Raw genomic sequence first — 22717 nt, 5'->3', positions numbered from 1 at the left:
GCGATTCTACAAGCCCTTGGATGATTTGAACTTTTTAAAGCCATCTTTTAAATATTGCTCTGATAGATTTGAACAATTAGCTACTTGTGGAATTAAATCTTCCCAAAGCTTTAGAAGATGTTTATCTTCTATCTTATTAATTTGATAATGTTCCAAAACATTTTTTTTATGCTTTGGTAAAAGGTTTTCTACGTGTTCTATGAATGAAGAAAAATTCAGAACCTCCATAGGTATTTTACCTAGTCTTTGATTTTCTTTACTCTTTTCTTCACTTGTGTCTAAAGGATGTTTTTTCAGTTTAGTGCATACCTCTTGGCTTAGATCAGTCAAATTATTTGTCTTGTTCTCTTGACAAGATGTAAGTGACACAAAAAAGAATAAGAAGAGAAGTAGTTTAAATTTCATTAGTATTAAGTTTTTAGTATAGATACTAATGTAAAGAAAAAACTAAAGTACTGTTTTTCATCTTTTGTTTATTTAGTAACAATCTTTGGAAATACGTAAGCATTTTTAGAAGCTTATACCAAAAAACCTTATCAAATGTAATGTGATTTGTCTCTCCCTTACAAGAGTGAAGATATTACCGTCCCATACCTTGCATAACGCCAAAATCATATCTTTGCCTCGCACTTCATTGTATTGGTTTTGGTAAATTTGAGGTTAACAGGTTACGCTTATTAATAAAACCTATCACGCCCTTATTTATTCAGTCATTTCATTCATTTTAAATAAGTTATGTGTTCTAAAGATGTATATTTGAGAACTTTTGGATACAAATAATTTTAGCTATTACGGATTTCCGTAACGGATTTCCTAGAAGATATATTTAATTTGCTATGAACATTTAATTAACAGCTTAATATATTTTTGTATATTAGTGATTACTAGCCGATTAAGACATTATGAAGACGAGAAAAAGTAAAACAAGAAACATAATAAGACAAAACAATCTACAAAAATTGAGTGCTAGGTTATTATTCATTTTAAGTTTAATCTTATTCTTTTCCTGCTCTGAAAAAGAAACTGTTGTAGATGGAGAACTTTCTCAATCTAAAATTATTCAAAATGATGTTTCAAAAAGTACTATAGAAGGCATTATTTCAGAGATGAAAAATTTAGGAGATAGTCAAGAAAAAATTATCGTATTTGAAACCAAAAATATTATATCCGATAATCCTTCAGAACATTTTAAAATTCTTAATGTTTCTAAAAAAGCATATATTTTTTCCACTGGATCATCTAAAGCCTTTTTAGGGCCAGATGACAATTATACCGTGACTTGTAGTTATAGTGATGGAGAGACTGTAGTTACAGAGTGTGGAAATGATGTAGCTTGCGCAGGTTCTGCTACTTGGGAATGTACAGAAAATGGAGGGTGCGCTACTATTTGTAATGCCAAAATTACCTATATACCAGCTAGTTATAAGATAAAACAAAAAAAGCTAGAAAATTTAGACAAAGTACTTCAAGAAGTTGAAGAGATAAGTAAAAGTAAAAATAACGAGTCTCTTGATGTGACACTAGCTTATGATGGTATTGGTTTTACTTTAAAAAATACTTCAAGAATTAATGCATCTATAGAAAATAAAAATTCAACTAGAGCTTGGCAAGTGGATTGTTTTGATAGTGATGGAGATTTAATCTGGTCTGAAACTTTTGAAGATAGATTAGATGCTAGTCAAGCAATTTTAAACTGTACAGATGTTGATGGAGGATGTGCCAATGTTTGTGAAATTGTAGGGATTAAATATCTAAATTCTGGAAAAAAATAAATATTCAATTACGATGGCTCTGTCGCGTTATTTCACCTAGTATATAATTTTGAAAGAAATTTAAAGATTAAGCAGTCAGTGAACAAAAGGTTTTAAACATTGAAGTTTTAGGATTCAATATCTGACCTTATTCTAATAATGTGTACGATTTCTATTCCTGCGAGTGTTCTTTCTTTGACTCTTCGAATAGCTATCAATTCTTCAATATCACGGTAGCTCAGACTAAATCGGAATTTGAAGTATATTACAAGCTCTTTATTTTAAATGTAGATTCACTCTAAGGTTATCGAGATATAGAAGAGCTATTAAATATGCGAGGTATAAAAGTTGATCATTCAACAATCCAAAGATGAGTCTTTAAGTTTTCTAAAAACATAGAGAAATATATCGCCGTAGAGGTAGCAGGGAAACGTTATTTTTTAATAAAAAGTGAAGATTTCTCGTTATTAATAAAGCAAAAGCATTAAAAAAAGCTTAAGTGCAGAATTCTTTAACCATTTGTTGAATATAATATATCATGATTCTTACAGCGATTTTCAAAAAACTATGTGCAGATTGGTTAAATGAATCCTAATTTCATAGGTGATAAATGTCAACTATATTTTATGAAATAATAATTTAGGCGTTTAACTTCTTGAATATTAAATTAAATTTTTAAAACTAATTAAGAATCAAGTTGACCTAATTATCCATATATAAGGACAATTTCTCCATTAAGCCTCATTTTTTAAACTATAATTTTGTCATCTAAAGGTTAAATCACAAAGATTTAATTAAGAATAAAAAATATTATGAATTTAGAAAATAACATTAAAGGAAAAGTAGTAGTAATTACTGGTGCTAGTAGTGGGCTAGGAGAAACAACCGCACGTTACTTAGCATCTAAAGGGGCAAACGTAGTTTTAGGAGCGCGTAGAGAAGAACGTTTACAGACTATTTCTAATGAAATTAATGCAGAAGCAAACGGTAAAGCTGTATTTGTAAAAACGGATGTTACTAAAAAAGAAGAAGTTAGAAGTTTAGTAGATAAAGCTGTGAATGAATTTGGTAGAGTAGACGTTATGGTTAATAACGCGGGTTTAATGTCTATTGCACCAATGAGCGAGGTTAAAATTGATGAATGGGATCGTATGATAGATATCAATGTTAAAGGTGTTTTGTACGGTATAGCTTCAGCACTACCAATTTTTCAGAAGCAAGAATCAGGACATTTTATAAATATATCTTCAGTTGCAGGTGTAAAAGTTTTTAGTCCAGGGGGTACCGTTTATAGTGGGACAAAGTTTGCCGTTCGTGCTATATCAGAAGGTTTACGTCATGAGGTTGGCGGAAATATTAGAACAACCACTATAGAACCAGGGCTTATAGACTCTGAATTAAAACATGGAAGTTCTCATAAAGAAAGTTCAGATTTTGTAAACGATTTTTATGAGATAGCTATTCCATCAGATTCTATTGCTAGAACAATTGCATTTGCTATAGAGCAACCAAAAGATGTTGATGTAAATGAAATAGTAATTCGTCCAACAGTTCAGGACTTTTAAAAATGATAATTCGTATTCAAATTTAGATAGCACGTAAAATTGCTGAATAACAGACAGATATTTGCTTAGGTTTATCTAAATTGTTGTTTAAATTTGAATACGAACCTCATAATTATAAAATGATTATAAATACAAATAAATGATTCTCGACAGACAGACATTCGAATACGATAACAGAGTACTTATCGAAAAGGTAAAAATAGGAACTCCTTTTAAATACGAAGCTATTTTTGAAAATAGTGGCTGTTTTATCTACTATAAAGATAGAGCCCCTAAGTTAATGTCTGCAAATCAGAATGTTCAAGTAAATAGCCAAGAAGCTGTATTATTAAAATGCGGTAATCACTTTTTGGAAATCCTTAAAGAAACAGATAATGAAGAAGTTGAAGCTATGGTTGTTCATCTCTATCCAGAAATACTAAAAAAATTATATGCAAAAGAACTGCCTAGCTTAATTGAAAAAAACGATTGTAATGAACAAAGTGAAATCGTAGTCTCTAAAGAAGTAATTTCAAGATTTATTGAATCTTTAGAGTTTTATTTTGAGAATCCTCTCTTAATAAATGACGATCTTCTTGAACTTAAAATAAAAGAACTTATTTTATTACTCATACAATCTAAAAATGTATGTTCAATACATGAGTTAATATCTGATTTATATTCAACTCGGAGTGTACAAGTAAAAAAGGTTATTGATTTACATCGTTATTCTAACTTAGGCTTAGATGAATTTGCCAAATTATGCAACTTAAGTTTATCTTCTTTCAAACGAGAATTCAAAAAAGCATTTAACGATACCCCTCATAATTATATTACTGAACAGAAACTTAAAAGAGCTAAAGAATTGCTTAGCATTACAGAAATGCCTGTTAGCGAAATTGCTTATGGTGTAGGATTCAATGACCCCCTATATTTTACCAGAATTTTTAAAAAGAAAATCGGTAATTCTCCTACCGAATATCGCAATAATACTACTGTTTGAACTTAAAGTCCATATCTACGGACTTTTACTCCATTTCTAACATTTCCTTCTCTAATATCTTTGTAATGTAAGTTATTATAAAGAGAATAGTACTCGTATAATTATAATAGTTGTACTAAAAATAAAGAAGTTATGGAAAAAACATTAGTGGTCGTAACACACCCTAAATTAGGAAGCTCTAAAATTAATAAACGCTGGGTTGAAGAACTAAAAAAACATCCAGAGAATATTATTATTCACGATTTACATGCCTCCTACCCTGATCTAGATATAGATGTAAAAAAAGAGCAAAAATTAATAGAGTCGGTAGACAAAGTCGTACTGCAATTTCCTTTTTATTGGTTTAATTGTCCTCCATTTTTGAAAAAATGGATAGATGATGTTTTAGCTCATGGATGGGCCTATGGTAAAAATAGTGGTTATAAGCTAGCAGGTAAGAAATTTGCACTAGCAATTACAGCAGGTATTAAAGAGGAAGATTATAGAGCAACAGGACGATATGATTATACTCTAGAAGAATTAACAACTCCTTTTGCAACGACATTTAAATATGTAAAAGCTGACTACAGACCGCTTTATGCATTCTATGGAGAAGAACATAATCCAACTCACGAAGATATTGACACTAATGCCAAAGACTATATAAATTTCATAGAGAAATTATAGTAATAAGATTAATTAAATAATAAATAAACCAAAAAAAATAGAAAATGAAAAAAGTATTCTTAATCGCATTAATTGGGCTTTTCTTAGCCTCTTGCGCAAACAATGAAAAAGCAGTACCAACAGCTCAAGAAATTGCTAAGCTTCAAAAACAAGAAGAGGCTAACTTAATGGAAGCTAATCGCAAATGGGCAAAAGCAGCAAGTCCTGAAGAGTTTTTTAGTTTCATAGGCAGTGATGCCCTAATGTTGGCACCAGACAAAGGTGTATTAAAAGGACATGAAGCTATCGGGAAAACACTACAAGAATTTCAATCATTACCTGGATTCAAAATTATATGGGAGCCACAAGAAGCTTTTGTGTCTATAAGTGGAGATCTTGGATATTCAGTAGATAGAATTTTAGTGAATTTTGATGGAGAAGACGGAAAACAAGTCAACTTATTTGAAAAAGGAGTTACAATTTGGAAAAAGAATGCTAACAATGAATGGAAAATGACAGTCGACATCTGGAATGTTGACCAGACAATTACATCAATATATAAGTAAAAAAATAATTAAATATATATAACAAAATGAAAACAATAACAAAGGAAACAGCACAAGACGAGATTCAAAATTTTAATGAGTATAACGAAGTGGCAAAAGCTTTACAACCATATATTCAAAGTGCACGTTCAGGCGATGGAAAATTAAGCATATCTACTTTTTATAATCACGCTCACATCGTGGGTTCAATAGAAGGTAATTTTTATAATGTTGGAACTCAGGAATTTGCAGAAATTGTAGATGCAGGAGGTCCTTCAGAAGATGTAAAAAGTCGTATCGCATGGATAGACGTTTCTGGTCCTGCAGCTGCAGCAAAAGTTGAATTTATTGATTGGAATGGGATGCGTTTTACAGACTTCTTTGTGCTGTACAAGAAGGATGGAGAATGGAAAATTAGTGGAAAAGTCTACGATTCACATTCAAAAAATTAAAACTAAAAACCAGAAACGGGTTTTAAGGCGAAATCTTTAAAATCTGTTTCTGGTCTTTTACCACCACATTCATAGCATTATAAAAAAAAGTTAATATGAAAAGATTTAAAAAAGGAGATTCAATAGACTTATTTGTTGCTACAACTATAAATCGCGACGAAGTACGTTTAAAAGACTATGAAGGTAAAAAATTGTGTTTAGTATTTTTTAGGAAAGCAGCATGTCCTTTTTGTAACATGGCATTACAGGATTTAATAAAAGAGCATGATAAATTTGAAAAAAAAGGAATTGAAATCCTAGCAATATTTGCCTCACCAAGAAGCGAAATATTAAAATATGCTGGTAAGCAAAATGCTCCATTTCCAATTATTCCTGACCCTGAATATAAAATTTACAAACGTTATGGCATAGAGATTTCGTATAAAGGGATGTTTAAAACTTCTTTTAATATTAAGAAAGTTTTAAAAGCTATAAAAGGTGGATTTTTTAATATAAAATCAACATTTCAAGATCCAGTATTACCAGCAAACTTTCTTATTGATGAAAACTTGAAGGTTAAAAAAGCACATTACGGAAAAACTTATGATGACCATTTAGCGGTTTCTGAAGTTTTAAACTGGGATACCGATTCTAAGTCAGAAAAAGATATTTTAAACAATCCCTTATTTCAATATAATGCAAACTAATGATCTTGTCCAAACCAATGAGGTTTTACGTTTTGCTTCTGGCAAGACAATGAAAAACCGATTTATGTTAGCACCTCTAACCAATAAGCAAAGTCACGATAATGGAACATTATCAGACGATGAATTAAAATGGTTAACGATGAGGGCTAAAGGACAGTTTGGATTAGTAATGACTTGTGCCTCGAATGTACAAGCCAATGGTAAAGCTTGGTCTGGAGAATTGGGCGTCTATTCAGATATCCAACTCTCAGGACATCGAAAATTGGCAGAAGGTATTAAAGCCCATGGTAGTCTTGCTGTAATTCAACTTTTTCATGGAGGAATGAGGTCTCCAAAAGAATTGATAGATGGTCAGCCTGTTTGTCCATCTGATAATAAAGAATATGATGCACGAGCATTGTCCTTAGCAGAAGTATATCAAGTTAAAGATGATTTTATTTCTGCGGCTTTAAGAGCAAAAGAAGCTAGTTATGATGGTGTAGAAATCCATGCAGCGCACGGTTATCTACTCGCGCAGTTTTTAAGTAGCGAAATTAATCATAGGAATGATATATATGGAGGGAGTTTAGAAAATAGAGCTCGCTTAATTTTTGAAATTATTGATGGCGTTTATAAAGCTTGTGGTTCAGAATTCCTTATTGGAGTACGATTATCACCAGAGCGCTATGGGATGATATTGGATGAAGTGAAATTAGTAGCTCAGTGGCTTATCGATTCAGATAAAATTGATTTTTTAGACTTGTCCCTATGGGATGTTCTTAAAAAACCTGAAAAGCATTCTGATACAAATAAAAGGCTGTTAGATCATTTTCTAGAACTAGATTATAATAACGTTAAACTAACAGTTGCTGGTAAAATTAATGGTGGCAAGGAAGTTTATGAAATTCTTAATTCAGGTGTAGATTTTGTTGCTATAGGAAAGTCAGCAATACTCCATCATGACTTTCCGCTAAGAGTCATGAACGATAAAAATTTTAAATCAAAACAATTACCAATTTCTATCTCTCATTTAGAGCATGAAGGATTAGGTCCAAAGTTTATCGAAATGATGAAATCATGGCCAGACTTTGTTAAAAAATAAAAATAATTTAATTATGAAAAACACACTTTTAGCATTTGTACTTATTACAACAATTAATGTACAAGCACAACAAACCGATTTACAGAAAATTGAAACGACATTAAATTATTATTTAACAGGATTAGTAAATAATGATGCTAAAACGTTAACGAAAGCGTTTCATCCTACCGCCACTATGAAATGGGTTGGTAAAGAATATAAAGAAGTTAATGCGATCGCAGGATTAACAGAAGGGATGGATGGCACACCTCTTAAGGATGTGAAAACTAGAGTAGTTTCTATAGATATAGCAGGCAATGCTGCAAGTGCGCAATTAGAAATTCAATTTCTAACATTTACATACATCGATTTTATGCATGTATTAAAAGCAGATGGAAAGTGGCAAATCGTGAGTAAAATATTTTACACTAGACAAGATTCAGAATAATATATAGTGAAACCAATTAATTCTCAAACTGTATAACCTAGAGTAATAGTCACAATAATAAAAGTTTTTATGAAAATAATGGTAAAAATAGAATTAATAGCTCAATATAAAAATATAGAAAAAGTTCAACATTTCTTTAAAAGAATACTCCCAGAAACAAGAAATTATGAAGGTTGTGAGGATGCAAAAATATTAACCTACCCAATGGAGCTTCATAAATTTATGCTCATTGAATATTGGGAGTCTAGCGAACATTATTTAGAATATGGTGAATGGAGAAATAAAACAGGGGATTTTGAAAAGCTTAGACCACTACTTACCAGTGAAATAGATTTACAAATTTTTGAAGTGTTGGAAGATATTAATTAAAAACTCAATCTAACAATGAAAAACTCAATCATCCTTTTTCTAGTAACTTTTTTTGCAATTACATCATGTAAAAGAAATATGGTTAATAACTCAGAAAACGAACAAACTTTTATTACGAATCATAGACAAAAAGATATTCAAATGATTCAAGAATCATTTGAAAAAATGACTAACGGATTCAAGAACAATAGTCTTTCTGAATTTTATGAGTTATTAGATGAAAAGGCAATTATTATCGACGGAAATGGAAACGAAGTTTATGATAAAACAAACATAGTAGCGCATTTCAAAAGTAGGTTGAAGACCAAAAAGATAAAGCTTACAAGCTGGAAGTTACACGAGTTAATTGTTTCAGACAGTTTAGCATTGAGTAAAGCCGAATATCAAATCACCTATCTTGAAAATGAAGAAATCATTGGGTATACGGATTCTAATTGGCATATAGTCTGGAAAAAAAATACTATAGGAGATTGGCAAATACTCCGAGAAATTTTTAATGAAAAGAAGTAATAATAATTTAAATCATTTAATATGAAAGTAAATGCATACGCGGTTCAAGAACCGAAAGGAAAATTAAATCCGTTTACCTATGAATTAGGTGAAATTGGAGCGGAAGATGTTGATATTAAAGTTACTTATTGCGGTATTTGTCATTCTGATTTAAGCATGATGAACAATGAATGGGGCATGACAGAATACCCTATAGTTCCTGGCCATGAAGTTGTAGGAGAAGTTATAGCCATTGGGAGCGCAGTAAAGAATGTTACAGTAGGCCAAACAGTTGGTATGGGATGGTTCTCATCTTCATGTATGAGCTGCTCAAACTGTATGGACGGTGATCATAATATGTGTGATAATGCGGAAGCAACTATTGTTGGAAGGCATGGTGGATTTGCGGATCATGTTCGCGGACATTGGTCATGGGCAATTCCTATTCCTGAAGAAATGGATTCTAGTAAAGTAGGCCCTTTATTCTGTGGTGGAGCAACCGTTTTTAGCCCTATTGTAATTGCAGGTGTTCAGCCTACCGATTCTGTTGGAGTTATTGGCATAGGTGGGTTAGGGCATTTGGCACTTAAATTTTTAAAAGCATGGGGTTGTGAGGTTATTGCTTTCTCTTCAAACCCTGATAAGACGGAAGAAATTTTAGCTATGGGAGCATCTAAAGTAATTAATTCTAGAGACCCTGAAGAATTGGCATCTGTTCAAGGAAAACTCAAGCTTATTATAAACACTACCAATGTAACTTTAGATTGGAATGCCTATTTATCGGCACTTTCAAAGAAAGGAAAATTTCACACAGTAGGAGCGGTATTAGAACCTATGGAAATTCCTGCTTTTAGCCTAATTGCTGGAAACAAAACAGTTGGTGGTAGTAGTGTTGGAAGTCCTGAATTGACAAAAACGATGCTCGATTTTTGTGCAAGGCATAATATCTATCCAACTGTGGAAGAATTTCCAATGGAAAAAGTAAACGAAGCAATGCAACATCTAGAAGAAGGTAAGGCTCGTTTTAGAATCGTTCTTAAAAATTAAGAATAAATAAATACAGAAAAATGAAAAAGTTTTTTTCAATTTTAGTCTTAACTATTTGCTCAATAACGATGATAGTTGCGCAAAATGCGGAGCAAATAGTTGATGACATGGTGAATGAGTTAGGTGGTAAAAAGGCATTTTACGAAAAGAAAAATGTAACCTATGATCTCGAATACCGAGATCCAAACTCACAAACGACTCTAGTAAGCAAAGAAATTTATGTTTTTGATAAAGAAAAATCCTTTGCGGAGTATACTGAACATTCCATGTTAGGTGCAAAAGGCAAGGTTACAGAGGCTTACGATGGTGAAACGGCATGGATTAGATTCGATGATAAACTTTCTAATGACAAGCAATCGAACGGAGTTGCTCGATTCTGGAGAAAAACAAATTACTACTGGTTTGCCATGTTCTTTAAACTTCAAGATGAAGGTGTAAATCTAAAACACATTGGAAACAAAAAAGTAGAAGGTCGTGATTATGATTTAATAAAGGTAACCTTTGGAGATGATATAGGGGATGCTCAAGATACCTACGTTCTGTATGTAAATAAGAGGACTAAACTTGTAGATCAGTTGTTATTTACTGTTTTAGCCTTCAACATTACAGAACCTTTATTATATAAGTTTAGCTATGATACTATCGATGGAATAAAAGTCCCTACTGATCGTGTTGAAATTCAGTCAAATTGGAAAGGTGACGCTGTTGGCAAAAAATGGGCAACAACGTATTGGACCAATATTAAATTTAATAACAAAATTGATAAGAGCATATTCTCCAAGTAGTATATGTATTCTGATATCAAAAGAGAGTATTCAGTCTCTGATACGAATTAAATAAATTATAAATATTTAATACATTAAATATGCCTACAGTAAAAATTAGTACTCCAAAAGGAATGCTTACAGAAGAAGTAAAAAAGGAAATGCATCAAGGAATTACAGATGTAATGATAAGAACAGAAGGCCGTGGTAATAAAGATTTTGCAAAATTTGTTACAATTATTATAGACGAGCAAGAACCTGTTAATTGGAGCATTGGAGGAAATATAATCACTCCAGAAATTGTAGAAAACTTGTCTAAAGGTTAATCTATAATTAATAGATGCTTTTTAAGTCAAAAAATTAGTTAAAAAAAATTTATGAAAACATTTGAAGAATTCTCACTAGGAGATTTAAAATTAAAAAATAGAATAATTATGGCTCCTTTAACTAGAAGTCGTGCTATAGATAATATACCTAATGATTTAATGCGAAAATATTATTCGCAAAGAGCATCAGCAGGTTTAATTATTTCTGAAGGTACATCACCTTCACCAAATGGACTTGGGTATCCAAGAATACCAGGAGCTTATTCTAATGAACAGATTAATGGTTGGAAAAAAGTAGCTGAAGGTGTTCATAAAAACGGAGGAAAGTTTTTTGTGCAATTAATGCACACTGGCCGCGTGACTTCAGGATTAAATTTACCAGAAGGAGCAAAAGCATTAGCGCCATCAGCAATAAAATTAGATGGTGAAATGTATACAGATGTTAAAGGGCCTCAGCCACATGATACACCTGCTGAAATGACAATTGCTGATATTAAAACAGCACAGGACGAACATGTAAATGCTGCTGTAGAATTAGTTAAAGTAGGTGTCGACGGAATTGAATTACACGCAGCAAATGGATATTTGTTAGAACAATTTATCAACCCTAAATCAAATATTAGAACAGATGAATATGGTGGTAATTATAAAAATAGAGCACGTTTTGTTTTAGAAATAGCAAAACGAGTTGCCGATATTATTGGTGGAAATAAAGTTGGTATGCGCCTTTCCCCTTATGGAGTGTTTAATGACATGCAAGGCGATTATGAAAATCTTGTAGATGCGTATACTTATCTAGCCGAAGAATTAAAGAAGTTGAACTTTGCCTATATCCACATCGTTGATCAACGTGTCGCGATGGGTGCTCCTGAGTTTTCTACAGATATAAAAAGTACTATAAAGAATACATTTGGCGGAAATATTATCGTTGGAGGAGATGTACATACTGCTTCAAGGGCTGAAGAACTGATTGATGAAGGTTATGATTTAGTGTATATAGGAAGACCATTTATTTCAAATCCGAATCTAGTTGAAAAATTAAAAGCTAATGAAACATTAACTGATGCAGATCCAAATACTTTCTATGCTCCAGGAGAAGTTGGGTATGTAGATTATATCTAAGATAATTTAACCTTTTCTGACCTAACGCTCTATAATAATGAACGTTTTCTCCTTTTGAATTAAACAGAAAACATTGAAAATTTATATTATAAAAAATAAGATAATTTAAAAAATAAAATTATGAATCCATTTAAAATACACACCATAGAATCTGCTCCTGAAACCTCTAAACCAATGATGGAAGCATCAGTAAAAGCCTATGGAATGTTGCCTAATCTTCATGCGGTAATGGCAGAGTCTCCAGCAATGTTGGAAGCCTACCAAAACATTCATGAGATATTCGCTACAAAAACAATCTTTAATGCAGAAGAATTGACAATTGTTTGGCAAACTATTAATGTAGAAAATGAATGTCATTATTGTATACCTGCTCACACAGGAGTTGCTCACTCTATGAATGTAGATGCTGCAATTACTGAAGCATTGCGAAACAAGACAGCCCTCCCAAATGAGAAATTACAAGCCTTACAGGATATGACTTTGTCTATTTCAAGAGATGGTGGAAAAATTTCTAATGAAAAAATGCAAGCATTTTTTGACGCAGATTATACAGTTCAGCATTACTTAGAACTCTTAGTTGGGTATGCGCAGAAGATTATGAGCAATTATACCAATTATGTGGCAAAAACTGAAATTGATGCTCCATTTCAAAAATTTGCTTGGAATAATTAATTTACAATTTCAGTATAAGATTTACTGAGGTTTATTGAGAATATTAGTTTTGTAACTTCATTACACAAAACTAATATTCTTTTTTATGTAAAGATTTTGATTTGGCATAATATTCTTCAATTTTAAAAAAGAAAAACCTGCACGTAATAATCATATCAATAATAGTTGTGTATAATTGGATAGCTCAACCGCATAGTTTACGTTTTTGCAATTCATGTTTTTAGTGAAAACTAAAATTATGAGTTAAAAAACAAATACTTTAAGAAAATCAAATTGAACTTATCTTCTATATATCTGACCGCTTTCTCCATTTACTTGTTTTGAATGCGATATATCTTTGTTTAGGATTTCAAAGTGAAATTTATAAAATTAATTTAATAATCTTAAAAAAAAGAATTATGGGAAATGTAGCACATTCAAAGACACAAGAGATCCTTTACAAAATGGATTTAAATATGACAGGACTAACAGGATTTGGTTCTGATTTCGATAAAATTGCAGATGGTGAAGCAACTGTACCGCCAGAAGGTGCAAGATTTGATATTGATTTCGAAGGAACAATAGAAGGTCCAAAAGTTAAAGGAAAAGTAGTTGGAGTTGATTATATGAATATGAGAGCCGATGGTCGAAGCAATCTTAATATTCATTTAAAAATTGAAACCGAAGATGGTCAAAACATATCTGGTCAACTTACTGGAAGTTCAACTCTTAGAGCGGATAATTCAAGAATAATCGATTTCAGAGAAAACGGTGTCTTATTTACGTCATCAGAAAACTATAAGTGGGTAAATGGATTACAAGTATGGGCTTCAGGAACTGTAGATCGTGATACAGGAAAGATTGAGCTTACAGCTTATGCTGATTAGTCATAACGGAAAGTTCAAAATAATATAATAAGGATCCTAAATAGTTATTACTACTGTTTAGGATTTCTTATTTCTAAAAAAACAGGTATCTATAGCTTTGACTATGGAATAATTTTAGATCCAACTTAAAAACATTGCTTGCCGAATTAGTTTGTTTATATATTCTGTTTAAGCAATGAATTAAACCTACTATGTAAATTGGAATTTTTTTAATTCATTATCAATTTTTCTGCTCCCTTTCTTAGTTTAGTATCGAACCTCATGAATCATATTTTTAGCAGATTAGCTAAAAATAAAGACCCTCTTAGTTATTGAATCATTGTTTGTTTTTCTAGTTTTTTTATTTTTTCTACGACTCCTTCAATTTTCAAAAATGTGTTTCTAATGAATCACAAGTCTCCAATATCTTCCCACCACAACTCGGGACGCTCTTGAATAAATTTCTCCATCATCTCAACACACTCGGGTAACATAAGGTTAACAACGTCTATACCATGTGATTCCATAAATACAGAACTCCCTTTAAAAGTCTTATCCTCTCCAACAATAACCTTGGGAATATTAAATTGGACAATCGTACCACCACACATATAACAAGGCATTAGAGTAGAGTAGATGACACAATCCTTATATGAGCCCACACGCCCAGCATTATTAAGACAATCCATTTCTCCGTGTAGAATTGGGTTTTTCTCTTGAACACGCTTATTGTGACCAGTAGCTATAATTTTTCCATTTTTCACCAAGACGGATCCAATTGGAATACCCCCTTCTGAAAGACTTTTTTTAGCTTGTCTAATAGCTTCAGCCATGAATGGATCTATCATTTTCTATGTTTTAAAGCGTCTTCAACGGTAGGAACAAAATGGTTTTTACCTCCAGCTCGATCATCATCAAAGGTAGTAGGGATAGCATTAGCTTTAGATTTATCATTCCAGGTTAAGTGTTGTTTCCCGTCATCCCTTTGTTCCATAGTGATGCATTCTTCAACAGGACAAACAAGAGAGCAGAGATTGCAGCCAACACAATTTTCTTCTATTATTTCCGGAATTCTATTGCCATTTTCTTTAGGAATTTGGATGGCTTGGTGGGCACCGTCATCACATGCGATGTAACAAAGATCACAACCAATACACTTATCATTATCTATACTTGCTACGACTTTATGTTTGAGATTTAGGTGCTTCCATTCAGTTACATTTGGAAGGGCTTTGCCTTTAAAGTCATATATAGTTTCATACCCTTTGTCGATCATGAATTGCTCGAGACCTGCTTTCATTTCGCGAACGATTCCAAAGCCATAGTGCATTACAGCTGTACATACCTGAACAGATCCAGCACCGAGTAAAATGAATTCCACGACATCTCTCCAAGTTTCTATTCCACCAATACCTGAGACAGGAATATTTTGGATTTCAGGATGTTGAGTTAGTTCTTTCACCATTTCCAAAGCGATTGGTTTTACTGCCGGGCCGCAATATCCGCCATTAGTTCCTTTGCCACCTACAACAGGATATGGAGCATAAGTATCTAAATCAATTCCGACAATACTTTTAATTGTGTTGATTAGTGAGATAGCGTTGGTTCCACCTCTTACAGCAGCCAACCCTGGATCAACAATGTGCGAAATATTAGGGGTTAATTTAGTAATTACGGGTATGTTAGCTGCTTCCATCACCCATTCGACAATAGTCTGAAGTACAGCTGGCTCTTGACCAACAGCAGACCCCATACCTCGTTCACACATACCATGCGGACAGCCAAAATTTAATTCTATTCCATCTGCCCCTGCGTTTTCTACATCTTTGATTATTTGTATCCACTCTTCTTTGGTCTCAACCATAAGGGATGCAATTATTGCATGATCTGGAAAATACTTCTTAACCTCCTCAATCTCTCTAAGGTTATCTGCTAGCGGCCGATCAGTAATTAACTCTATATTATTAAACCCTGCCATTCGTGAGCCTCCATAATTTACAGATCCATATCGACTCGACACATTAATAACAGGAACACCAAGTGTCTTCCACACAGCACCTCCCCAGCCAGCATCAAAAGCTTTCATAATCTGATATCCAGAATTTGTTGGTGGCGCTGAAGCCAACCAAAATGGATTTGGTGCTTTTATTCCTGCGAAATCAATATTTAAATTTGGCATATTTTCGATTATTTATTATTTATTCAACCATTTCTCAATTCCTTGAGCAGCCATCTTTCCCTCAAAAGCAGCATTCACTACCTCAGCCCCTCCATTGACAGCATCACCTCCAGCAAAATACTTCGGATTTGTACATTGAAAACTCGATGCATCCACAACAATCCTTTTTCTATTATCTAATTCTAAACCATCAATCAGCTCAAGAAAATGCTTTTGCTTTGCTTGACCAGTTGCCTTAATCACCAAGTCGGCATCTACTATGAATTTACTTCCTTGTATGTTTTCAAGTCTACCATTTACTTCTTGGGTTCTAATAAATTGTACACCAGTTGCTTTGTCATTTCCAACAATTTCTAAAGGTTGTGCATTAAATAAACTTTCTACACCCGCGTTAATGGCCAATTTATATTCAAATCCATAAGCCCCCATATCTTCTTTTGATCTTCTATAGGCCAACACCACCGATTCTGCCCCCATTCTTGCTGATTGTGAGGCGGCATCCATTGCTGTATTCCCTCCACCGATAACTATCACTCGTTTTGGAACAGTTAATTGATGATGTTTCATTCGGAGTTCTTCTATAAATTCTACTGCACCAATTACATTAATTTTGTTTTCTCCTGGTAAACCTATTTGAGCTGTAGCTCCTATACCAACTCCAAGGAATATTGCATCATATTCAGCCTCTAATTTTTCTAATTGTGTTTTATTCTCAATAGGATGATCACAGATGAAATTTAATCCTATTTGTTTTTCAAGAAAATTAATTTCATCCTCAACCTCTTGATTTGTTATTTTATATGCTGCTATACCATGTAAAGTCAATCCAGAAGGTTTTGATTTGGCTTCATATATATCTACCTCATATCCCATAGTCCGCAATTCACATGCACAAGCGATTCCTGCTCCTCCTGAACCTATAATTGCCACTTTTCTTCCATTCTGCGAATTCAGAGTAAATAGTTTTTTTTCATTTTTAATAGCATCTGTACTTGCAAAGCTTTGCAATCGTCCAATTTGTATTGGAGGTAAATCTTGGTGATTGAATACACATGCTCCTTCACATAATTCTCCAGTAGGACAAATTTTACCACAAGAATTTCCTAACCAATTCGATTCATAAATAGTCTTAGCTGATCCAGTCAGATTATCTGAATTTATCTGTTTGATAAATAAAGGAATATCAATACCAGTAGGACAAGCTTTTATACAAGGAGCGTCGTAGCAAAATAGACATTTTGAACTTTCAAAGTATGCCTCTGTCGCATTCATCAAAGGTTTTTTTTGAGCAAAGTTTTGTTCAAACTCTATTTCAGATGTCGGTTGTTTGTATTCTGACATTTAATTAGTTTTGAGATTAAAATGATAATTACAATTCTGTTATTTTTCCATAGGTTTCAGGTCGTCTATCTCTGAAAAATTGCCATGTAGATCTTACTTCTTCTATCAAGTCTAAATCAAATTCTGCAATTAACAATTCATCGTCATATTCAGATGCCTGTGAAAATATTTGCCCTCTAGGGTCTACAAAATAGGATGTTCCATAAAACCTTCCAAGATCCCATGGTTTTTCTTCTCCAACTCTATTGATACATCCCATAAAGTAGCCATTGGCTGCTGCATGTGCAGGTTGTTCTAACTGCCATAGATATTGCGATAACCCTGCAACTGTCGCAGAAGGATTATAAACGATCTCTGCACCATTCAATCCTAATATTCTAGCACCATCAGGAAAGTGTCTATCATAACAAATGTAAACACCAATCTTAGCGTACTTGGTTTGAAAAACCGGGTATCCCAAATTGCCCGGTTTAAAGAAAAACTTTTCCCAAAAACCAGTCGTATGTGGAATATGATTTTTTCTATATTTTCCCAAATAAGTTCCATCCGCATCTATAACAGCAGCTGTATTATAAAGTACACCAGGTTGCTCTTTCTCATATATAGGAACGATCATAACCATGTCATATTTTTTAGCATAGACTTGCATTCGCTCAATTGTTGGTCCTGGTACTGATTCTGCTGACTCGTACCATTTACGATCTTGCCCTGGACAGAAATATGGTGTGTTGAATATTTCTTGAAGACATAATATTTGAACTCCTTGTTCTCCTGCGGATTCTATGTAAGGGATATGTTTGTCAATCATTGCGTTCATGATTTCGTCAATGCTGCCCTCTCCTTCAGTTATTGGAAGGCTCATTTGTATTAGCCCAGATTTTATTTTTCGTGCCATTTGGTTGTTTTTAAATCTAATTTCTTTTAATCAATGAAACTTCTTTAGTGTTTATTAAATTACAAAAAAATCATCGTTCCCATTCTAAATTTGAAACTCCTTCTTACACATACGAAGATGTCTTTCCTCTTTTTACAAATTGGCCATAACCAGGTTTGAGTAAACATTTGTTATCTTCAATAGCTACTTGACCTCTAAGTAAAACAGTTTCTGTTTTTCCTGTTACCTTAAATCCTTCGTAAGAAGAATAATCGACATTCATATGATGGCTCTTTTTAGAGAGAGTTTGTTTTTTAGTAGGATTGAAAATGACTAAATCTGCATCTGCTCCGATGGCTATAGTTCCTTTTTTAGGATACATGCCAAAAATCTTTGCTGCGTTGGTTGAAGTTAACTCTACATATTTGGAGAGAGAGATCTTTCCTTTTCTTACGCCCTCTGAAAACAATAATTCCATTCTATGTTCGATAGCTGGATGGCCATTTGGGATTTTAGAAAAATCGTTTTTACCCATTTGCTTTTGCTCCCAAGTGAATGGGCAATGATCTGTTCCTATCACTTGGATAAGACCTTGATTTATTCCTGACCAAAGAGAAGTTTGATCTTTCTTTTCGCGAAGAGGAGGACTCATGACCCATTTTGCACCATCATCTCTTTTGTAAAGACTGGCATCCAAAGTAAGGTATTGAGTGCATGTTTCAACAAATACTTTTTGATTTCTCATGGTACTTTTTCGGACAGCATTAAGTGCACCCTCACATGTCATATGCACAATATAACCAGGACAACCTGTGTAATCTAACATATCAGTAAACCTAGCTGAAGCTTCTGCTTCTGTAACCTCAGGTTGAGATAGGTAATGATATATGGGCTTCATATTTCCAGCCTTTCGATTTTTTGCAATGAGTGAATCTATCATATCACCATTTGTGGCATGTACTGTGACTAGGCCTCCATTTTCTTTTACAACCTTCATAAGTTGCATCATTTGACCATCGTCAATCATTAGAGCCCCTTTGTAAGCCATGAATGTTTTAAAACTAGTAATACCTTCTTTTTCAATCATAGACACCACTTCTTTTGCAACCTTAGGGTTAAAGTCTGTGACTGCCATATGATAAGAATAGTCTCCAATAGCTTTATCTTTAGCTCTTTTTTGCCAAGCTTTTAATGCATTTTTTAGAGTATCACCTTGAGTTTGTAAGATGAAATCAATAACCATAGTTGTACCTCCAAAAAGTGCAGCTCGTGTTCCAGATGTATAATCATCGCTCGAAGATGTACCCATGAATGGCATATCTAAATGTACATGGGGATCAATACCTCCAGGGAAAACCAATTTGTCTTTTGCATTAATTGTTTTATCCGCTTTATATGGGAGATCTTTTCCAATGGCTACAATTGATTCATTTTCAATATAAATATCCCCGAGGTAATCCGATTCGGCGGTGACAACTCTTCCATTTTTAATCAGTACAGACATTTATTTTTTTGATTTCATTAATAAATAGTAAACTACAAAAGAGACAGCGAAGCCAGAAAACCAAGATAGTTTATAGAGTGCATCCAGACTTGGTACAAAATAGCCGATAATGGCAACAAATACTCCAAGAGCTAAAGCAATCACAGCAGAAATATTAAAACCATTCGTATATTTAAATTGACCTTCTTCTTTGTATAACTCGTCTAAGGGAATTTTCATTTTTCTAATTATGTAATAATCAGATAACATGATGCCAAGAACTGGTCCTAACAGGCCACTAATGAAAATTAAGATATTGCTGATATCATTCATTAAATACCAAGGACAAATTATAATTCCTATAATTCCCGTAATCAAGCCTCCCATTTTAAAAGATATTTTTTTAGGATTCAGGTTGGAAAAAGCATTGGCAGGAGCGATCACATTAGCTGCAATATTTGTACTTAGAGTAGCAATGATCATAAATATTTGAGATATGATTACAACTACTGGATTTTGAAATTTGGCAAGAAGAGTGACAGGATCCCATGGGGCATTATTACCAATGAGTACGTCGTCAAAGATGATGACAGCGGCACAACTTACAAAGATTCCGACAAAAGAATATAGCATCATAGTACTTGGAAGTCCAATGAATTGCCCAAGGACTTGCTCTTTTTGGGTTGCAGAATATCGAGTGATATCGGCAATACTTAAAGACATAGTTGCCCAAAACCCGACCATTATTGTCAACCATAAAATGTAACTCCATAATTTGGAACCAGTGTTACTTGTACTTATCTCCTGGACAGACAAAGAAACTTCTGGTGATTCGACAAAACCATTACTGGTGAGTTTTCTGAGTTGTATTTTCCTATTCTCTGTACTTCCATTAAGTGCAATGGTTATATTGTCCAATTTCAACCAATCTTCAGCTTGGTCATTATTAAATAATCTATATTCTGTGGCTTTAGGATTTCCATCGCTATCCATAGCTGGATTAATGTGAATGATATTTTGTCCAGATTCTACACCAATGCTTGGAGCAGCTAAATAGTGACTTTGGTTTAATACATTTTTAAAACCTCCTCCTTCGTTGGCACCCCAACCTATTAGGATCAAACCCATAATAATAAGAATAGGTGCAGAGTACTGTTCTAAAAATTTTATACTTTCTGTTCCCTTCCAAATGAAGTACATATTAAACAACCAAAATATTCCAAAACCAACAAACTTCCCAAAACTTATTCCTTCTACCGCCGTACCTCCAGTGACAGCATTAAAGATGGCATATATAGCTAAGCCGCCAATCCAAGTCTGAATTCCAAACCAACCACAAGCAACAATTGCTCTGACAATTGAGGGTATATGAATGCCGGTAATCCCAAATGAAGACCGACCAAGCACAGGGAAGGGGATGCCATATTTTACACCAGCATGCCCATTGAGTACCATTGGTATTGTGATAATAAGATTAGCCACTCCAATGATAATTAATGATTCCAACCAGGTCATTCCATCACCTATCATGTAGGAAGCCAAGAGATATGTTGGAATACAAACAGCCATTCCCACCCAAAGCGCAGCAAGTGACCACATGGACCAAGTACGTTCCTCTGGCGGAACAGGTTTTAAATCTTCACTATACAAACTCGAATGAGAAAGATCCTCATTAAGAGTTACGATGTCTTCATTCTTCATAATGTTGATCGGCGATTTCCAAAGCTTTTGATAAGATTCCTATTCCTTCATCAATCTGTTCTTCAGTTATATTTAATGGCGGTGCCAAAAAGATGAAGTTCCACTTTACAAAAGTGAACATTCCTAATTCTTTTAATTTTGCAGCAATTTTTGCACCAATGGCTCCTTCAGCTCCCTTGGCATTCCATGGAATTAATTGCTCTTTAGTCTCTCTGTTTTTTACCAATTCGACACATCCAAGTAATCCTGTATTTCTAAAATCACCAATCGACGGATGTTTGCTTATTAGCGTTTCCATCTTCTTTTCTAAATATAAACCTTTAGAAGCGGCATTTTCTACTAAATTTTCACTTTGTATTATTCTGACGTTCTCTAATCCTGCTGCACATCCCACAGCATGAGCAGAATAAGTAAGTCCTATAGTTAGATGTTTTTCATTAAAAGCATCAGCAATTGTATCAGTAACTACTGTGCCTCCTAATGGGATATATCCAGATGTTAATCCTTTGGCCAGAGCCATAATATCGGGTGTTACGTTATGGTGATCTACTCCAAACCATTTTCCTGTTCGTCCAAAACCACTCATCACTTCATCAGAAATGAGTAGAATCCCATACTTATCTGCAATTCTACGTAGACCTTGCCAGTAATTTTTTGGATATTTAATACAACCTGAAGAACCAGATTCACCTTCCATAAGAATGGCTGCAACACTATCTGGGTTTTCATAATTAATGACTTGTTCCAAGTTCCTCAAAGCAAGTTCTCCGCACTCTTCCATCGAGTTGCTGTTCCATGGACATCTATAGAAGTAGGGGTTTTCAATGCGTACAAATCCAGGCGCTTGATGGTCATCAATAGCATGCTTTCTAGGGTCGCCTCCTGCAGATATTGCACCATAAGTTGCTCCATGATATCCTCTGTATTGACAAATTATTTTTGTTCGCCCAGTATATATTCTAGCTATCTTAATGGCATTTTCTATTGCTTCAGCCCCACTATTGGTGAAGAATGTTTTTGTCAAATTTCCAGGAGTAAGCTCTGCTATTTTCTTCCCTAATTCACCTCTCACCTCAGTAACTGCTCCCGGATAAATAAAACTTAAATTTTTCATTTGGCGAGAAACAGCTTCCGTAATCCTTTGATCTCCATGTCCAATATTGACATTCATCAATTGAGAATTGAAGTCAAGGTATTTTTTACCAGTGCTGTCCCAAAAATAGACACCTTTGGCTCTTTCTATGTTAAGTGGATTTAATCCTCCTTGTTTTGACCAGGAGAAGAGTGTGTAGTCTAAGTTGTTTTTAATTATATCAACTGCTTTGTTTGAAGCTTCTGTCATTACATATTTTTATTTGAAGTAATTTCACT

General features: G+C 33.7%; 25 protein-coding genes. 17 read left to right on the top strand and 8 right to left on the bottom strand.

Annotation, left to right across the window (positions count from 1 at the left end):
• Positions 1-6: 6 nt before the first annotated feature.
• A complete protein-coding gene (locus tag ABJD27_RS07910; RefSeq protein WP_348172451.1) occupies positions 7-405 on the bottom strand; it encodes a hypothetical protein in 399 nt (132 codons plus the stop codon).
• Positions 406-902: 497 nt separating this feature from the next.
• Between ABJD27_RS07910 and ABJD27_RS07905 the strand changes: the two genes are divergently transcribed.
• From ABJD27_RS07905 to ABJD27_RS07825, 17 genes are all read left to right on the top strand, one after another.
• Positions 903-1772 carry a hypothetical protein gene (locus ABJD27_RS07905; RefSeq protein ID WP_348172454.1) on the top strand — a complete coding sequence of 290 codons (870 nt, stop codon included), beginning with the start codon at positions 903-905 and terminating at the stop codon, positions 1770-1772.
• 791 nt (positions 1773-2563) lie between these two features.
• On the top strand, positions 2564-3316 hold the full coding sequence (locus tag ABJD27_RS07900) for an SDR family oxidoreductase (RefSeq protein WP_348172457.1): 753 nt from the start codon (positions 2564-2566) through the stop codon (positions 3314-3316).
• Between the two features lie 139 nt (positions 3317-3455).
• The gene (locus ABJD27_RS07895; RefSeq protein WP_348172460.1) at positions 3456-4298 is read left to right on the top strand and encodes an AraC family transcriptional regulator; all 843 of its coding nucleotides are present in this window, start codon (positions 3456-3458) and stop codon (positions 4296-4298) included.
• A gap of 132 nt (positions 4299-4430) precedes the next feature.
• Positions 4431-4964, top strand: a complete 534-nt coding sequence (locus ABJD27_RS07890; RefSeq protein WP_348172463.1) for an NAD(P)H-dependent oxidoreductase — start codon at positions 4431-4433, stop codon at positions 4962-4964.
• 44 nt (positions 4965-5008) lie between these two features.
• On the top strand, positions 5009-5509 hold the full coding sequence (locus tag ABJD27_RS07885; RefSeq protein WP_348172466.1) for a hypothetical protein: 501 nt from the start codon (positions 5009-5011) through the stop codon (positions 5507-5509).
• Between the two features lie 26 nt (positions 5510-5535).
• On the top strand, positions 5536-5940 hold the full coding sequence (locus tag ABJD27_RS07880; RefSeq protein WP_348172469.1) for a nuclear transport factor 2 family protein: 405 nt from the start codon (positions 5536-5538) through the stop codon (positions 5938-5940).
• Positions 5941-6035: 95 nt separating this feature from the next.
• On the top strand, positions 6036-6626 hold the full coding sequence (locus ABJD27_RS07875; protein WP_348172472.1) for a peroxiredoxin-like family protein: 591 nt from the start codon (positions 6036-6038) through the stop codon (positions 6624-6626).
• Positions 6616-7707, top strand: coding sequence for an NADH:flavin oxidoreductase (locus tag ABJD27_RS07870; protein ID WP_348202026.1), 1092 nt, complete (start codon positions 6616-6618; stop codon positions 7705-7707). The genes ABJD27_RS07875 and ABJD27_RS07870 overlap by 11 nt, the downstream gene beginning before the upstream one ends.
• A 13-nt stretch (positions 7708-7720) precedes the next feature.
• Positions 7721-8134 (top strand): nuclear transport factor 2 family protein, encoded by a 414-nt coding sequence (locus ABJD27_RS07865; protein WP_348172478.1) that lies wholly within the window; start codon positions 7721-7723, stop codon positions 8132-8134.
• A 69-nt stretch (positions 8135-8203) separates the two neighbouring features.
• Positions 8204-8503, top strand: a complete 300-nt coding sequence (locus ABJD27_RS07860) for an antibiotic biosynthesis monooxygenase (RefSeq protein WP_348172481.1) — start codon at positions 8204-8206, stop codon at positions 8501-8503.
• A 15-nt stretch (positions 8504-8518) separates the two neighbouring features.
• Positions 8519-9013 (top strand): hypothetical protein, encoded by a 495-nt coding sequence (locus ABJD27_RS07855; protein WP_348172484.1) that lies wholly within the window; start codon positions 8519-8521, stop codon positions 9011-9013.
• Between the two features lie 21 nt (positions 9014-9034).
• Entirely contained in the window at positions 9035-10039 is a 1005-nt protein-coding gene (locus ABJD27_RS07850; protein ID WP_348172487.1) for an NAD(P)-dependent alcohol dehydrogenase, read from the top strand.
• 20 nt (positions 10040-10059) lie between these two features.
• Positions 10060-10824 carry a hypothetical protein gene (locus tag ABJD27_RS07845; RefSeq protein WP_348172490.1) on the top strand — a complete coding sequence of 255 codons (765 nt, stop codon included), beginning with the start codon at positions 10060-10062 and terminating at the stop codon, positions 10822-10824.
• An 80-nt stretch (positions 10825-10904) separates the two neighbouring features.
• Positions 10905-11129, top strand: coding sequence for a tautomerase family protein (locus ABJD27_RS07840; protein WP_348172493.1), 225 nt, complete (start codon positions 10905-10907; stop codon positions 11127-11129).
• Between the two features lie 51 nt (positions 11130-11180).
• Positions 11181-12251, top strand: a complete 1071-nt coding sequence (locus tag ABJD27_RS07835; protein WP_348172496.1) for an alkene reductase — start codon at positions 11181-11183, stop codon at positions 12249-12251.
• A 120-nt stretch (positions 12252-12371) separates the two neighbouring features.
• Positions 12372-12923 carry a carboxymuconolactone decarboxylase family protein gene (locus ABJD27_RS07830; protein WP_348172499.1) on the top strand — a complete coding sequence of 184 codons (552 nt, stop codon included), beginning with the start codon at positions 12372-12374 and terminating at the stop codon, positions 12921-12923.
• A 398-nt stretch (positions 12924-13321) separates the two neighbouring features.
• On the top strand, positions 13322-13789 hold the full coding sequence (locus tag ABJD27_RS07825) for a DUF3237 family protein (RefSeq protein WP_348172502.1): 468 nt from the start codon (positions 13322-13324) through the stop codon (positions 13787-13789).
• A 389-nt stretch (positions 13790-14178) separates the two neighbouring features.
• Here ABJD27_RS07825 and ABJD27_RS07820 read toward each other — a convergent pair whose 3' ends face one another.
• The 7 genes from ABJD27_RS07820 to ABJD27_RS07790 form a co-directional block, all read right to left on the bottom strand.
• Positions 14179-14616: a nucleoside deaminase gene (locus ABJD27_RS07820; RefSeq protein ID WP_348172505.1), complete on the bottom strand. Its 438-nt coding sequence runs from the start codon at positions 14614-14616 to the stop codon at positions 14179-14181.
• Entirely contained in the window at positions 14613-15947 is a 1335-nt protein-coding gene (gene preA / locus ABJD27_RS07815; protein WP_348172508.1) for an NAD-dependent dihydropyrimidine dehydrogenase subunit PreA, read from the bottom strand. The genes ABJD27_RS07820 and preA overlap by 4 nt, the downstream gene beginning before the upstream one ends.
• Before the next feature lie 15 nt (positions 15948-15962).
• Complete coding sequence (locus ABJD27_RS07810; RefSeq protein WP_348172511.1) at positions 15963-17288, bottom strand: FAD-dependent oxidoreductase; 1326 nt, start codon at positions 17286-17288, stop codon at positions 15963-15965.
• Positions 17289-17316: 28 nt separating this feature from the next.
• The gene (locus ABJD27_RS07805; RefSeq protein ID WP_348172514.1) at positions 17317-18150 is read right to left on the bottom strand and encodes a nitrilase-related carbon-nitrogen hydrolase; all 834 of its coding nucleotides are present in this window, start codon (positions 18148-18150) and stop codon (positions 17317-17319) included.
• Between the two features lie 136 nt (positions 18151-18286).
• On the bottom strand, positions 18287-19666 hold the full coding sequence (hydA, locus tag ABJD27_RS07800; RefSeq protein WP_348172517.1) for a dihydropyrimidinase: 1380 nt from the start codon (positions 19664-19666) through the stop codon (positions 18287-18289).
• Positions 19667-21346 carry an NCS1 family nucleobase:cation symporter-1 gene (locus tag ABJD27_RS07795; protein ID WP_348172520.1) on the bottom strand — a complete coding sequence of 560 codons (1680 nt, stop codon included), beginning with the start codon at positions 21344-21346 and terminating at the stop codon, positions 19667-19669.
• Entirely contained in the window at positions 21336-22688 is a 1353-nt protein-coding gene (locus tag ABJD27_RS07790) for an aminotransferase class III-fold pyridoxal phosphate-dependent enzyme (protein WP_348172523.1), read from the bottom strand. The genes ABJD27_RS07795 and ABJD27_RS07790 overlap by 11 nt, the downstream gene beginning before the upstream one ends.
• Between the last annotated feature and the right edge of the window lie 29 nt (positions 22689-22717).

Origin of the sequence: Dokdonia sp. (assembly GCF_039945015.1) — a bacterium.
Taxonomy (GTDB): Bacteria; Bacteroidota; Bacteroidia; order Flavobacteriales; family Flavobacteriaceae; genus Dokdonia.
This window is presented reverse-complemented; position numbering and strand designations above follow the sequence as displayed.